Below are 13,099 nucleotides of genomic sequence, written 5' to 3' on the forward strand. Positions count from 1 at the left end.
GTGCCCCGTGGGGCACCTTATTTTCTGGAAAAGTGCACCACCAGCTTGTCGCCGACGGTTTGTAGAATCTGTACCAGCACCAGCAGCAGGATCACCGTCACCGCCATCACGTCCGGCTGATAACGCTGATAGCCATAACGCACGGCCAGGTCGCCGAGGCCTCCGCCGCCAATCAGGCCGCTCATGGCGGTGTAGGACACCAAGGTGATCGCCGTTACGGTGATGGCCGCGATAATGCCGGGCAGCGCCTCGGGCAGCAGCGCGTTGACCACGATCTGCCGGGTGGTCGCGCCCATGGCCTGGGTCGCTTCGATAATGCCGCGGTCGACTTCACGCAGCGCGGTTTCCACCAGGCGCGCGAAGAACGGCGTGGCCCCAACTACCAGCGGCGGGATGGCCCCGGCGACGCCCAGCGAGGTGCCGGTGACGATTACCGTGAAGGGGATCATCACGATCAGCAGGATCACGAACGGCACCGAGCGCAGGATATTCACCAGCAGCGACAGGAAGCCGTAGAAGGCCTTCTGCTCGAACATCTGCCGCGGGCTGGTAAGGAATAGCAGCACGCCCAGAGGCAAGCCGAGCAGCACGGTAAATAGCATGGAGCCGCCGAGCATGCTCAGGGTGTCCAGGCTGGCGTAGCCGATTTCCGCCCAATCAACGTTGGGTAGCAGGCGAGTCAGTAAGGCTTCCATTAGCGCAGCACCTCCAGATGAACGTCGGCGGCTTCGAAACGCGCCAGCGCGGCGTCGAGATCACCGCCGGTCAGGGCCAGGGTCAGCTGGCCGTAGGGGGTGTCCTTGATGCGGTCGATACGCCCAGCGAGGATGCTGTAATCCACCCCGGTCTCACGTGCCACGGTGCCCAGCAGCGGTGCGTAGGTAGCCTCGCCCTGGAAGGTCAGGCGCAGGATGCGCCCGGCGACATGGGCAAAATCGTCACGCTGTTCGTTCTCGTCGATTTGCTCGGCTTCCTGCACGAAGCGCTTGGTGGTTGCGTGCTGCGGGTGCAGAAACACTTCGGCCACCGGGCCGGATTCGACAATCACCCCGGCATCCATAACCGCCACGCGGTCACACACGCGGCGGATCACATCCATTTCGTGGGTGATCAGCACGATGGTCAGGTTCAGCTCGCGGTTGATCTCGGCCAGCAGCTGCAACACCGAGGCGGTGGTCTGCGGGTCGAGGGCGCTGGTGGCCTCGTCGCAGAGCAGAATCTTCGGTTCGGTGGCCAGAGCGCGGGCAATGCCGACGCGCTGTTTCTGTCCACCGGAGAGCTGCGCCGGGTATTTGTTGGCGTGATCCTGCAGACCGACGCGGGCCAGCAACTCCGTCACGCGGGCATTGATCGCACTGCGCGGCAGCTCACCGGCCAGTTTCAGCGGCAGAGCGACGTTATCGGCAACGGTCTTCGATGACAGCAGATTGAAGTGCTGGAAGATCATTCCGACCTGCTGACGAAAGCGCCGCAGACCTGTGGCATCGAGCGCGGTGACGTCTTCGCCGTCGATCTCGATACGCCCGCCGGAAGGCTGCTCCAGACGGTTGATCAGGCGCAGCAGGGTGCTTTTGCCAGCGCCGGAATGGCCGATGATGCCGAACACTTCGCCCCGGGCAATCTGCAGATCGCTCGGTTGCAACGCGGGGATGTCCTGACCACTGACGCGATACGCCTTGTGGACCTGGTGAAAATTGATCACGGAATAAACCTTTTGGGTTTTTCGGGCTGCCGGGTAGGCCGAAACGGCGGCTAGTCTACCCGGCGCTGTTTAGGTCGCAAAAATCTTTGTAGACCTATGGTTATAGCTAAATTGCATTAGATGGCTGGCTGCTATGGGCAGTGTAGCCAGCGCCAATGCAAACGACCGGGCAAGCCCGGTCGTGATCGCAGCGCAACGTGGTTAGCGCTGCGGGCTAAGCACCAGCTGCGGCACTTGAGCGGGCTTGATAACCTGACTCATGCGCGGGCTGAAACTCGGGTCCAGGCGCTTGATCCGCGCATTGAGCAGGGAGGCGACCCAGGGGAAATCTTTGGCCTGGCGCACTTCGATGCGCACCGCGCAGTTGAACGCGACCATATCTGCCGCCACACCGTCGAGCAGGCTGCGCAGGCGCTCGTTGTCCTGGTTATCCAACATCGGCATGCCAATCACGCTGCTGGCGGCAGCGGGGTTGATCAGCCTCGCCTGCGGCTTGGCTGGTGCGGGCTCTTCGGCTGGCGGGGTATTCGGCAGCTGAGTGGCCTGAATCGCGGCGGCCTGCCGTTCGGCCGCCAGGCGCAACTGGCGCGCTTGCTCCAGACGGGCGGCTTCGGCCTGGGCAGCCGCTTGCTCGGCGGCACGGCGACGTTGTTCGGCAGCGGCCAGTTCGGCTTCACGGGCCTTGGCGATGGCGCCATCCAGGCCGGTGGTCAGTGCCGGTGCCTGCGGCATCAGGCTGCGAGCGCGGCTCAGGGCTTTGGTGGCGTTATCCAGATCACCGGCCTGCAGGGCTTTCTGACCCTGTTGCAGATGGGCTTCGGCGAGTTGGCGCTGGTATTGCTCCAGGCGGGTATCGCCGGCGGCGCGTTGCTGCAGGCTGCCAAGCCGGCTCTCGGCGCTGCTCAGGTCGCCGCTGGCCAGGCTCTGATCGAGCTGGCGAAAGGCGCTGACCAGATCATCCACTGGCAGATTGGCCGGTTGCGGCGCGCTCTGGCAGCCGGCCAGCAGCAGAACCAGGCTCAGGGAAAAACCACGGAAAACGAACGATTTCATGACTGCGCGTCTCGAATTGTGCAAAAAACGCGCAAGTTTACACTGCGCCGCCTGACACAACCAATTTTTCAGGCGGTGCGTCTGGGAAGGGCAAAACTCAGTAGAAACAATGCTGCGGCGCTGACCACGATGGACGGCCCGGCCGGCGTGTCCTGAAACCAGGACAGGCTCAGCCCACCGCATACAGCGACGATGCCCAGTAGGCTGGCGCCGAACGCCATCTGTTCCGGGGTGCGCGCATGGCGCTGGGCGGCAGCGGCCGGAATGATCAGCAGGGAGGTGATCAGCAGCACGCCGACGATCTTCATCGCCACGGCGATCACCACCGCAATCAACAACATCAGGCTCAGGCGAATTGCCGCCACCGGCAGGCCTTCGACCTTGGCCAGCTCTTCATGCACGGTAATCGCCAGCAACGGCCGCCACAGCAGCGCCAGCAGCACCAGCACCAGGGCGCTGCCGCCGATGATCCAGGCGAGATCAGTGGGGCCGACCGCCAGCAGGTCGCCGAATAGATAGCCCATCAGGTCGATGCGCACATCCTGCATAAAGCTCAGCACCACCAGGCCCAGCGACAAGGTGCTGTGGGCGAGGATCCCGAGCAGGGTGTCTGAGGCCAGCGGCTGGTGGCTTTGCAGGGTCACCAGCAATACCGCCAGGAGCACGCAGCCAACGGTCACCGCCAGGGTCGGGCTGACATCCAGCATCAGGCCCAGGGCTACGCCGAGCAACGCGGCATGCGACAGGGTGTCGCCGAAATAAGCCATGCGCCGCCACACCACAAAGGAACCCAGCGGGCCGGCGACCAGCGCCAGGGCGAGGCCGGCGAGCAGGGCGTTTAGCAGAAAATCAGCCATGCTTGCAGCCATCTCCGTGAATATGCGGTTTTACCGGGCCTTTGATGCTCAGGCCCGCAGGTGCCTCGGTAACTACCGCGCCATGCAGATCGTGCTCATGGTCATGGTGGTGGGTGTAGACGGCCAGGCTCTTGGCGTCCTCGCCGAACAGCTCGACAAAGGCCGGATCGAAGCTGACCTGTTCCGGATGGCCGGAACAGCAGACGTGACGGTTGAGGCAGACCACCTGATCGGTGGTGCTCATCACCAGATGCAGGTCATGCGAGACCATCAGCACGCCGCAGCCATGACGGTCACGCAGCTGGGTGATCAGGCGGTACAACTCGGCCTGGCCGGCCACATCGACGCCTTGAACCGGTTCATCCAGCACCAGTAGTTCCGGCTTGCGCAGCAGGGCGCGGGCCAGCAGCACGCGCTGCAGTTCGCCGCCGGAGATGCTTTGCAGCGGGCTGTCGATTACCTGTTCCGCGCCCACTTCGGCCAACGCATCCTGCACATCCGCGCGGCTGACGCCCGGCACCAGGCGTAGAAAGCGCAGCACCGAGAGCGGCAGGGTGGCATCGACATGCAGCCTCTGCGGCATATAGCCGACGCGCAGTTTGGGCTTGCGCCAGACGCTGCCGCTGTCCGGCTTGAGCAGGCCGAGTACAGCGCGCACCAGCGTGGTTTTACCGGCGCCGTTGGGGCCGATCAGGGTGACGATTTCACCCGGCTTTACGCTGAGCTCTACATCCTGCAGCACATTCTGCCCGGCGAAGGTCACACCCACCCCGGCGAGGCGGATCAGGGCATCGCTCATGCGGGCTCCTGGCAGCCTGCGCACAGGCCGACAACTTCTACTGTCTGGCTTTCCACGGCAAAGCCGACACCGGCCGCGCTGCTGATAATGGCGTTGCTGATCGTGGCCTGTTCCAGCTCGATGGCCGCATTGCAGCTTCGGCAAATCAGGAATTGGCCTTGATGAGCGTGTTCCGGGTGGCTGCAGCCGACAAAGGCGTTGAGCGAGGCAATGCGGTGCACCAGGCCGTTTTCCAGCAGGAAATCCAGGGCGCGGTACACCGTCGGCGGCGCGGCGCGGCGGCCGTCTTCGTCGCTCAACACGCCAAGAATGTCGTAGGCGCCCAGCGGTTTGTGGCTGGCCCAGACCAGTTCCAGCACGCGTTTACGCAAGGTGGTCAGGCGCAGCCCCTGGCGCGCGCAGATGCTTTCCGCCTCGGCCAGGGCATGGCTGACGCAATGAGAATGGTCGTGTGGGCGTGAAGCCAGCGGAGCTTGAGTCATGGGCAACGACGAATAAGGTGAGAGACGTTATTATATTACCCGTTCCTTTCCGCTTGAGTGCTCCCCGTGTTGCGTCTTTTTCCGGCTTTTGTCCTGCTGTTGATCAATTTTCCCCTGAGTTTCGCGGTTCACGCCGATGTGCGCGTGCTGACCAGCATCAAGCCGCTGCAGCTGATTGCCGCTGCTGTGCAGGATGGCGTCGGCCAGCCTGATGTACTGCTGCCGCCGGGTGCTTCACCGCACCACTATGCGCTGCGTCCCTCCGATGTGCGCAGCGTGCGCGAAGCCGACCTGCTGTACTGGATCGGCCCGGATCTGGAAAGCTTTCTGCCGCGCGTGCTGGCTGGCCGCGATAAGCCGAGTGTGGCGGTGCAGGATGTTCCAGGTATGTCCTTGCGTCATTTTGGTGACAGCGACGCGCAACACGCCGAGCATGAGGATGATCACGCAGATCACGCAGATCACGCAGATCACGCAGATCACGCAGATCACGCAGATCACGCAGATCACGCGCATGCCGCTGACCAGCATGACCACGCCCACCGCCCCGGCAGCCTGGACGCGCACCTCTGGTTGCTGCCGGCCAATGCCCGGGTGATTGCCGGCAAGATCGCCACCGACCTGGCGCAAGCCGACCCGGCCAATGCCGCGCGTTACCAGGCCAATGCCAAGGCATTCGGCGAGCGTCTGGATGATCTGGATCAGCGCCTGAAAAGTCGCCTGAATGGTCTGGCGGGCAAGCCCTACTTCGTTTTCCACGAAGCCTACGACTACTTCGAGGCCGCCTATGGCCTCAAGCATGCCGGCGTATTCAGTGTGCTGGGCGAAGTGCAGCCGGGTGCCCAACACGTGACCGCCATGCGCGAGCGCTTGCAGCAAGCCGGGCCGAGTTGTGTGTTCAGCGAGCCGCCGTTTCGCCCGCGCCTGGCGCAAACCCTGACCGCCGGCCTGCCGGTCACCCTGGCTGAGTTGGACGCTATGGGCGGCGCCTTGCCAGTGGGTGCTGGCGGCTACGAAGCCCTGCTGGAAAACATGGCGGGCGAATTGGCACGGTGTCTCGAAGCGCTGTAATCAGCGCCCGGACTTTAGAAGGCGAACGGTAGCGCCAACTCAACCTGCTGACGCTGTGCCAGGCGGCGCTGGAATTCTGCCGGGTCGTGGATCAGCACTTCCTGGCCGGCGAAGGATTCGGCGGCGATCAGGCGTGACAGCCAGAAGCGTACACAGGCGATGCGCAGCATGGCCGGCCACAGTTCAGCTTCGGCCGCAGTAAAGGGTCGCAAGCCGGCGTAGGCGCCTAGCAGTGCCTGCGCGCGCTTGCTGTCGAGGCTGCCGTCATCCCGCGAGCACCAGTCGTTCATGGCAATCGCCAAGTCATAGAGCATCGGCCCCGAACAGGCGTTGTAGAAGTCGATCACCCCGGCCAGGTGGTTGCCGTCGAACAGTACGTTGTCGCGGAACAGGTCAGCATGCAGATTGGCCTGCGGCAAGGCGAGGATGCGCGGCTTGAGCGTGTGGATCTCCGCCAGTGCATCACGCAGCAGTGGCACCTGTTCATCAGGCAACTTCAGGGCCAGGCTTGGGCCTTCGGCGAGCATCCAGTCCAGCCCCCGATCACTCTTGCGCGGCAGCGGCTGATTGCGCGTGGCCAGGTGGATGCGCGCCAGCAGCGCACCGACTTCCTGGCAGTGATGCGGATTGGCCTCATGCACATGCTTGCCGGCCAGGCGCGGCTGCAGCAGCGCCGGTTTTTCTGCCAGGCTGCGCAGCGCTTCGCCGCTGGTCGTACGCAGGGCGTAGGGTACCGGCAGGCCGGCGTCGTGCAGCACGTCCAGCAGTTCTATAAAGAAGGGCAAGTCGGCGCTTGGGCCGCGCTCGATCAGGGTCAGAACGAATTCGCCCTGCTCCAGGCTGACGAAGAAATTGCTGTTCTCGCTGCCCGCAGCAATGCCCTGGAAGTCGCGCAAGCGACCCAGGCCATAGGGGGCGAGAAACACCTCGAGCTCATGGCGCTCAAGCGGGGTAAACACCGACATTGCAGAACTGCCTTCTTACCAGCTGAAAATTTCCCAGGCCGGAATCAACATATCCGGGCTGTCCGAGCGGACGAAGTTGCCATCGCTGCCATCGGCGCGTACCAGGAAGTACGGTTTTCCGCCTTTGGGGATGACCTTGACCGCGTAGAGAAAACCGTTGACCCGGTATTCATGGATGGTGCGGTCGCCGTCCTGGCGAATGGTTACATCCGGGTCGGCCGAAACCGGATCTTCGGCGTGGGCGACCAGGGTGGTGAATGCCAGCAGGCTGGCGAGCAACAGGCGATTGAGTGCGCGCATGATAACCTTGTCCCTTTGATTCCAATGGTGCGGCCATTCTACCGCCGCCCCCGCCGAAAAGGTTGATCCTGCTCATGAGCCAAGCCCCTCTCGTTCTGGTTGACGGTTCGTCTTACCTTTACCGTGCCTTCCATGCCCTGCCGCCGCTGACCACCTCCAAGGGCTTGCCCACCGGTGCGGTGAAGGGCGTGCTGAACATGCTCAAGAGCCTGCGCAAGCAGTACCCGAAAAGCCCGTTTGCCGTGGTGTTCGACGCCAAGGGCGGGACCTTCCGCGATGAAATGTTCGCCGAGTACAAGGCCAATCGCCCGTCGATGCCCGATGAGCTGCGTGTGCAGGTCGAGCCGCTGCACGCCAGCGTCAGGGCCATGGGTTATCCGCTGCTGTGCGTCGAAGGCGTTGAGGCCGATGACGTAATCGGCACCCTGGCCCGCCAGTGCGCGGCCGAGGGTCGCGACGTGGTGATCTCCACCGGCGACAAGGACATGGCCCAGCTGGTTTGCCCGCACGTTACGCTGGTCAATACCATGACTGGTAGCGTCTATGACATCGATGGCGTGAAAGCGAAATTCGGTGTCGGTCCTGAGCTGATCATCGATTACCTGGCGCTGATGGGCGACAAGGTCGACAACATTCCCGGCGTGCCGGGCGTGGGCGAGAAGACCGCGCTGGGCTTGCTGGTCGGTGTCGGCGGCGGTCTGGATGTGCTCTACGCCAATCTCGACAAGGTGCCGGAATTGCCGATTCGTGGGGCCAAGACCCTGCCGGCCAAGCTCGCTGAGCACAAGGACATGGCCTACCTGTCCTACGCCCTGGCGACCATCAAACTGGATGTGCCGCTGAATATCGCCATCGACTCGCTGCACCCCGGCGAGATGGATGTACCTGCACTGGTCGAGTTGTACGCCGAGCTGGAATTCAAAACCTGGCGTGATGAACTGCTGCGTAGCAATCCGGCCCCGGCGGTCCAGGCCCCGGTCGCAGCGCCGGCCGATGACCTGTTTGCTCTTGCGCCCAGCGCCAGTGCCGCTGCTGTCCTTACGCCGGCCAATTCGGCCGCTGATGCTCCGACTGTCGAGGCTGAGGTTGCCGAGTTGCCCGCAGCGGCTGCGTTGGGCGATTACCAGTGCGTTCTGACGCAGGCGCAGTTCGACGAATGGCTGGAAAAACTGCGCAACGCTGAGTTGATTGCCTTTGACACCGAAACCACTGGCCTGGATGCACAAAAGGCTCAGTTGGTTGGCCTGTCCTTTGCGGTCAAGGCCGGCGAAGCAGCCTATATACCGGTCGCGCATTCCTATATGGGCGTGCCGACTCAGCTGGATCGCGATGCGGTGCTCAAGGCGCTGAAGCCGATTCTCGAAGACCCGAACAAGGCCAAGGTCGGCCAGAACGCCAAGTACGACATCAATATCCTCGCCAATGCCAGCACGCCCATCGCGGTGCAGGGCGTGGCATTCGACACCATGCTCGAATCCTATGTGCTGGATTCCACTGCCACCCGTCACGATATGGACAGCCTGGCGCTCAAGTACCTGGATCACAGCAATATCCGCTTCGAGGACATCGCCGGCAAAGGCGCCAAGCAGCTGACCTTCGACCAGATCGACCTGGCCCAGGCTGCACCCTATGCCGCCGAAGATGCTGACGTGACCCTGCGTCTGCACCAGCACCTGTGGAGCAAACTGTCGGCCGAGCCGAGCTTGGCCAAGGTGCTGCAGGAAATCGAAATGCCACTGGTGCCGGTGCTGGCGCGTATCGAACGCCAGGGGGCGCTGGTGGATGCCAACCTGCTGGGCCTGCAAAGCAACGAATTGGGCGAAAAGCTGGTGGCTCTGGAGCGTCAGGCCTTCGAAATTGCTGGTGAGGAATTCAACCTTGCGTCACCCAAGCAGCTGGGCGTAATTCTCTACGAGAAACTGGGTTTGCCGGTGCTTAGCAAAACCGCCAAGGGTCAGGCCTCCACCGCTGAAGCGGTGCTCGCCGAACTGGCCGAGCAGGATTTCGAATTGCCCAAGGTGCTGATGCAGTACCGTTCCTTAAGCAAGCTGAAAAGCACTTACACCGACCGTTTGCCGGAGCAGATCAACCCGCGCACCGGGCGCATCCACACCAGCTATCACCAGGCGGTGGCGGCGACCGGACGCTTGTCGTCCACCGACCCAAACCTGCAGAACATCCCGATCCGCACTGCTGAAGGTCGGCGTATTCGCCAGGCCTTTGTCGCGCCGAAGGGCTACAAGCTGCTGGCGGCGGACTATTCGCAGATCGAGCTACGCATCATGGCCCACCTGGCCAAGGACGAAAGCCTGCTGGATGCCTTCCGCCACGGTCGTGACGTGCACAAGGCCACCGCCGCCGAAGTGTTCGGCGTGCCGTTGGAGGAGGTCACCAGTGATCAGCGCCGCAGCGCCAAGGCGATCAACTTCGGTCTGATCTACGGTATGAGCGCGTTCGGCCTGGCTAAGCAGATCGGCTGCGACCGCAAACAGGCGCAGGCCTATATCGACGTCTACTTCGCCCGTTATCCCGGCGTGCTGGCCTATATGGAGCGTACCCGCGAGCAGGCTTCCGAGCAGGGTTTTGTCGAAACCCTGTTCGGCCGTCGCCTGTACCTGCCGGATATCCACGCGAAGAACCAGGCGCTGCGTAAAGGCGCCGAGCGCACCGCGATCAACGCGCCGATGCAGGGCACTGCGGCGGACATCATCAAGCGTGCGATGGTCACCGTGGACAACTGGCTGAGCGAATCCGGCCTGGATGCCAAAGTCATCCTGCAGGTGCACGACGAACTGGTGCTGGAGGTGCGCGAGGATCTGGTCGAGCATGTACGCGAGCAGATCAAGCCGCTGATGGGCAATGCCGCCGCGCTGGATGTACCGTTGCTGGTGGAAGTGGGTGTGGGCGATAACTGGGATGAAGCCCATTGATTCGCGCGACGCAATTTGGCTGCAGCGCCCGCATGGCGGGCGCTAAAGGCGTATGAGTATCAATACGGGCGCGCTTATAACTAATTAATTACGCCGCGATCCTGAACTTTGCCTCGGCTTAACCACTCAGAGTTTATGAATGGCCTAGACAACCATTCGATGCTCCTTTGTTGTGTTAAGTGTTGGCAGATTCTGGACCCCGCCCTAGCGGTTCGGATGTTGAACCCCGAAACTTCCCTCCCCCATAAGAAGTTTCGGGGTTTTTTTTGCCTGCTATCCGGGGTGGCTACCCTTCGGCCGTCTGGATCAGGCTTCGGTTTCTTCGTCATCCGGCAGGGCGAACTCGCCCAGTTGCATCCATTGCGCCAGTACTTCCTGAGCGTCTTCTATGCCAATGCGCTTGGGCGCCGAGAACAATTGGATGCTGACGCGATCACCCCAGCCCTTTTGAATATCCTGGCGAACCTTGAGCAAGGTGTTCTTAGCTGCACCAAAAGCCAGCTTATCGGCCTTGGTCAGCAGGATGTGCATGGGCATTTCGCTGGCAACCGACCAATCCAGCATGAGGATATCGAACTCTGTCAGCGGTTTGCGGATGTCCATCATTAGCATCAACCCGCGCAAGCATTCGCGGCTGCCCAGGTAGGCTTCCAAGTGTTTCTGCCAGTGCAGTTTCAACGGGATCGGCACCTTGGCATACCCGTAACCCGGCAAGTCGACCAGGCGGCGCTCTTCGTCAAGTTTGAAGAAGTTGAGCAGCTGGGTTCGCCCCGGCGTCTTCGAGGTACGTGCCAGGCTGGCGTGAGTAAGGGTGTTCAGCGCGCTGGATTTACCGGCGTTGGAGCGCCCGGCGAAGGCCACTTCATGGCCGAAATCTTCAGGGCACTGGTCAACTTTGGCCGCGCTGATAAGGAAAGTAGCCTGTTGGCACAGACCGATAATGGGGTTCTTGGCTTGCATCTGGGTATCCGTGAGGGCGGGCATAGAGTGGCGTTACAGGCGCGATGCCCTTGCGACATTTGCGCGCAGCCTGCCTGTTGCCGCATAGCGGGCAAGCTGCGTCGTTTCCGTTTCAATGACGCCAGTATATAATGGCGCAGATTTTGTGTGCGCTTTCTCCCGCTTTTGGATAAGTGTTCACGGGAACGATTTAGATCATCTGCCCATAGAAAGCAGTACGTTCCCCTCCCTGATGAGGTTGATCTGATGAAAAAATTGCTGATTGCAGCCAGTGCGTTGATGCTGTCGTTGAGTGCTCAAGCTGCACAGGACCCGGAAGCTGTCTACGCCCGTGCGTGCGGTGTGTGCCATAGCGGCGCCATCCCAACTGCGCCCAAGCGTGGTGATAAAGCTGCCTGGGAGCCGCGTCTGGCCAAGGGCATGGATGCGCTGGTACTGAGCGTCACCAATGGTCTAAATGCCATGCCGCCTCGCGGCCTGTGCATGGATTGCTCGGCCGAGGATTACCAAGCGGTCATCAAACTGATGTCCGAGTAGGCCTGGGCACAAACTCTTTTTCTTAGTCGCAAATTGGATTAGCTGATGAACAAAGTACTCGTGAGTCTGCTGTTGACCCTGGGCCTCACTGGCTTCGCACATGCTGCAGGCAATGCTGAAGCTGGCCAGGGTAAGGTGGTTGTGTGTGGTGCGTGCCATGGTGCCGATGGCAACAGTGCTGCGCCGAACTTCCCGAAACTGGCTGGGCAAGGCGAGCGCTACTTGCTCAAGCAGCTGAAGGACATCAAATCGGGTGCCCGTCCAATTGTGGAAATGACCGGTTTGCTGGATAACCTGAGTGATCAGGACCTGCAGGACATCTCGGCTTACTTTGCTAGCCAGCAAATGAGCGTGGGCGCCGCTGACCCGAAATTGGTCGTGCGGGGCGGCGAGCTGTTCCGGGGCGGCAAATTGGATGAAGGCATGCCGGCCTGCACCGGCTGCCATTCGCCGAACGGTGCTGGCCTGGATGCCGCCGGTTACCCGCAACTGGGTGGTCAGCATGCAACCTATATCGCCAAGCAGCTGACGGATTTCCGCGAAGGCAACCGCACCAACGATGGTGACACCATGATCATGCGCTCCATCGCGGCCAAGCTGAGCAACAAGGATATTGAAGCGGTTTCCAGCTTTATCCAAGGTCTGCATTGATTCGCTAACACCGCGACATGTCGTAATGAAATAGGGTGGCCCAGGCCACCCTATTTCATTGTGGGCATCGCTACAATGCACGGAACCCCAGTTTGCTTCGCAGGTCGAACTCCGGTTCGCCATCACGCGCCGTTTATAGCCAAGGAGTAACGCATGCGTAACCTGATCCTCAGTGCCACTCTCGTCACCGCCAGCCTGTTTGGCTTGAGCGCTCATGCCGAGCCAATTGAAGCGGGCAAGCAGTATGTTGAGCTAAGCAATCCAGTACCGGTTGCCAAGCCTGGCAAGATCGAAGTGGTTGAGCTGTTCTGGTACGGCTGTGGCCATTGCTACAAATTCGAAGAAACCATCAACCCATGGATCGACACCCTGCCGGATGACGTCAACTTCGTCCGCATTCCGGCCATGTTCGGTGGCATGTGGAACGTACACGGTCAGATGTTTATCACCTTGGAAGCGATGAAAGCCGAGCACAAGGTGCATGCCGCAGTGTTTGACGCCATCCACGTACAGGGCAAGAAGCTCGCCACCCCGGAAGAAATGGCCGACTTCCTGGCTGCCGAAGGCATCGACAAGGACGCCTTCCTCAAAACCTACAATTCGTTTGGCGTGAAGAGCCAGCTGGAAAAGGCCAAGAAACTCGCTATGGCTTACCAGATCACTGGTGTGCCGGTGATGATCGTCAACGGCAAATACCGTTTTGACATCAGCAGTTCGGGCGGCCCGCAGCAAACCCTGCAAGTGGCGGATCATCTGATCGCCAAAGAACGCGCCGCGCAGTAATCGGCGTGC

14 protein-coding genes are annotated in these 13,099 nt (G+C 61.5%); 5 read left to right on the forward strand and 9 right to left on the reverse strand.

Annotated elements, in window-relative coordinates; translation table 11 throughout:
- Positions 1-17 precede the first annotated feature (17 nt).
- From HCI85_RS16410 to HCI85_RS16435, 6 genes are all read right to left on the reverse strand, one after another.
- A complete protein-coding gene (locus HCI85_RS16410; protein ID WP_090254404.1) occupies positions 18-695 on the reverse strand; it encodes a methionine ABC transporter permease in 678 nt (225 codons plus the stop codon).
- Positions 695-1,702 carry a methionine ABC transporter ATP-binding protein gene (locus HCI85_RS16415; RefSeq protein ID WP_167146103.1) on the reverse strand — a complete coding sequence of 336 codons (1,008 nt, stop codon included), beginning with the start codon at positions 1,700-1,702 and terminating at the stop codon, positions 695-697. Before HCI85_RS16415 ends, HCI85_RS16410 begins: the two co-directional genes overlap by 1 nt.
- A 201-nt stretch (positions 1,703-1,903) precedes the next feature.
- The gene (locus HCI85_RS16420) at positions 1,904-2,755 is read right to left on the reverse strand and encodes a PA5502 family lipoprotein (RefSeq protein WP_167146105.1); all 852 of its coding nucleotides are present in this window, start codon (positions 2,753-2,755) and stop codon (positions 1,904-1,906) included.
- Between the two features lie 68 nt (positions 2,756-2,823).
- Positions 2,824-3,612, reverse strand: coding sequence for a zinc ABC transporter permease subunit ZnuB (gene znuB / locus HCI85_RS16425; RefSeq protein ID WP_167146107.1), 789 nt, complete (start codon positions 3,610-3,612; stop codon positions 2,824-2,826).
- Positions 3,605-4,411, reverse strand: a complete 807-nt coding sequence (gene znuC / locus HCI85_RS16430; protein ID WP_167146109.1) for a zinc ABC transporter ATP-binding protein ZnuC — start codon at positions 4,409-4,411, stop codon at positions 3,605-3,607. Before znuC ends, znuB begins: the two co-directional genes overlap by 8 nt.
- Entirely contained in the window at positions 4,408-4,893 is a 486-nt protein-coding gene (locus tag HCI85_RS16435) for a Fur family transcriptional regulator (RefSeq protein ID WP_167146111.1), read from the reverse strand. The genes znuC and HCI85_RS16435 overlap by 4 nt, the downstream gene beginning before the upstream one ends.
- Before the next feature lie 66 nt (positions 4,894-4,959).
- Here HCI85_RS16435 and znuA point away from each other — a divergent pair, with 66 nt between their 5' ends.
- A complete protein-coding gene (znuA, locus tag HCI85_RS16440; protein WP_167146114.1) occupies positions 4,960-5,964 on the forward strand; it encodes a zinc ABC transporter substrate-binding protein ZnuA in 1,005 nt (334 codons plus the stop codon).
- 14 nt (positions 5,965-5,978) lie between these two features.
- Here the strand turns inward: znuA and HCI85_RS16445 are convergent, their stop codons facing one another.
- Entirely contained in the window at positions 5,979-6,929 is a 951-nt protein-coding gene (locus tag HCI85_RS16445; RefSeq protein ID WP_167146116.1) for a homoserine kinase, read from the reverse strand.
- 15 nt (positions 6,930-6,944) lie between these two features.
- A complete protein-coding gene (locus tag HCI85_RS16450) occupies positions 6,945-7,229 on the reverse strand; it encodes a DUF2782 domain-containing protein (RefSeq protein WP_090254419.1) in 285 nt (94 codons plus the stop codon).
- Positions 7,230-7,303: 74 nt separating this feature from the next.
- Between HCI85_RS16450 and polA the strand changes: the two genes are divergently transcribed.
- Complete coding sequence (gene polA / locus HCI85_RS16455) at positions 7,304-10,159, forward strand: DNA polymerase I (protein WP_167146118.1); 2,856 nt, start codon at positions 7,304-7,306, stop codon at positions 10,157-10,159.
- Positions 10,160-10,465: 306 nt separating this feature from the next.
- Here polA and yihA read toward each other — a convergent pair whose 3' ends face one another.
- Complete coding sequence (gene yihA / locus HCI85_RS16460; RefSeq protein WP_160086518.1) at positions 10,466-11,119, reverse strand: ribosome biogenesis GTP-binding protein YihA/YsxC; 654 nt, start codon at positions 11,117-11,119, stop codon at positions 10,466-10,468.
- Between the two features lie 246 nt (positions 11,120-11,365).
- On the opposite strand from yihA, the gene HCI85_RS16465 reads away from it, so the two are divergent.
- The 3 genes from HCI85_RS16465 to HCI85_RS16475 all read left to right on the forward strand — a co-directional run bounded on the left by HCI85_RS16465 (position 11,366) and on the right by HCI85_RS16475 (position 13,090).
- Positions 11,366-11,656 (forward strand): c-type cytochrome, encoded by a 291-nt coding sequence (locus HCI85_RS16465; protein WP_090254425.1) that lies wholly within the window; start codon positions 11,366-11,368, stop codon positions 11,654-11,656.
- Positions 11,657-11,701: 45 nt separating this feature from the next.
- A complete protein-coding gene (locus HCI85_RS16470) occupies positions 11,702-12,307 on the forward strand; it encodes a c-type cytochrome (RefSeq protein WP_167146120.1) in 606 nt (201 codons plus the stop codon).
- A 153-nt stretch (positions 12,308-12,460) separates the two neighbouring features.
- Positions 12,461-13,090, forward strand: coding sequence for a thiol:disulfide interchange protein DsbA/DsbL (locus HCI85_RS16475; RefSeq protein WP_090254429.1), 630 nt, complete (start codon positions 12,461-12,463; stop codon positions 13,088-13,090).
- Positions 13,091-13,099: the final 9 nt, after the last annotated feature.

Origin of the sequence: Pseudomonas sp. OTU750018, from assembly GCF_011636575.1 — a bacterium.
GTDB lineage: Bacteria > Pseudomonadota > Gammaproteobacteria > Pseudomonadales > Pseudomonadaceae > Aquipseudomonas > Aquipseudomonas peli.

Coding starts and splice junctions, on each gene's coding strand:
- HCI85_RS16410 (WP_090254404.1), bottom strand. CDS start 695: ATGGAAGCCTTACTGACTCGCCTGCTACCCAACGTTGATTGGGCGGAA.
- HCI85_RS16465 (WP_090254425.1), top strand. CDS start 11,366: ATGAAAAAATTGCTGATTGCAGCCAGTGCGTTGATGCTGTCGTTGAGT.
- HCI85_RS16475 (WP_090254429.1), top strand. CDS start 12,461: ATGCGTAACCTGATCCTCAGTGCCACTCTCGTCACCGCCAGCCTGTTT.
- HCI85_RS16450 (WP_090254419.1), bottom strand. CDS start 7,229: ATGCGCGCACTCAATCGCCTGTTGCTCGCCAGCCTGCTGGCATTCACC.
- HCI85_RS16445 (WP_167146116.1), bottom strand. CDS start 6,929: ATGTCGGTGTTTACCCCGCTTGAGCGCCATGAGCTCGAGGTGTTTCTC.
- yihA (WP_160086518.1), bottom strand. CDS start 11,119: ATGCAAGCCAAGAACCCCATTATCGGTCTGTGCCAACAGGCTACTTTC.
- HCI85_RS16420 (WP_167146105.1), bottom strand. CDS start 2,755: ATGAAATCGTTCGTTTTCCGTGGTTTTTCCCTGAGCCTGGTTCTGCTG.
- znuB (WP_167146107.1), bottom strand. CDS start 3,612: ATGGCTGATTTTCTGCTAAACGCCCTGCTCGCCGGCCTCGCCCTGGCG.
- HCI85_RS16435 (WP_167146111.1), bottom strand. CDS start 4,893: ATGACTCAAGCTCCGCTGGCTTCACGCCCACACGACCATTCTCATTGC.
- znuC (WP_167146109.1), bottom strand. CDS start 4,411: ATGAGCGATGCCCTGATCCGCCTCGCCGGGGTGGGTGTGACCTTCGCC.
- polA (WP_167146118.1), top strand. CDS start 7,304: ATGAGCCAAGCCCCTCTCGTTCTGGTTGACGGTTCGTCTTACCTTTAC.
- HCI85_RS16470 (WP_167146120.1), top strand. CDS start 11,702: ATGAACAAAGTACTCGTGAGTCTGCTGTTGACCCTGGGCCTCACTGGC.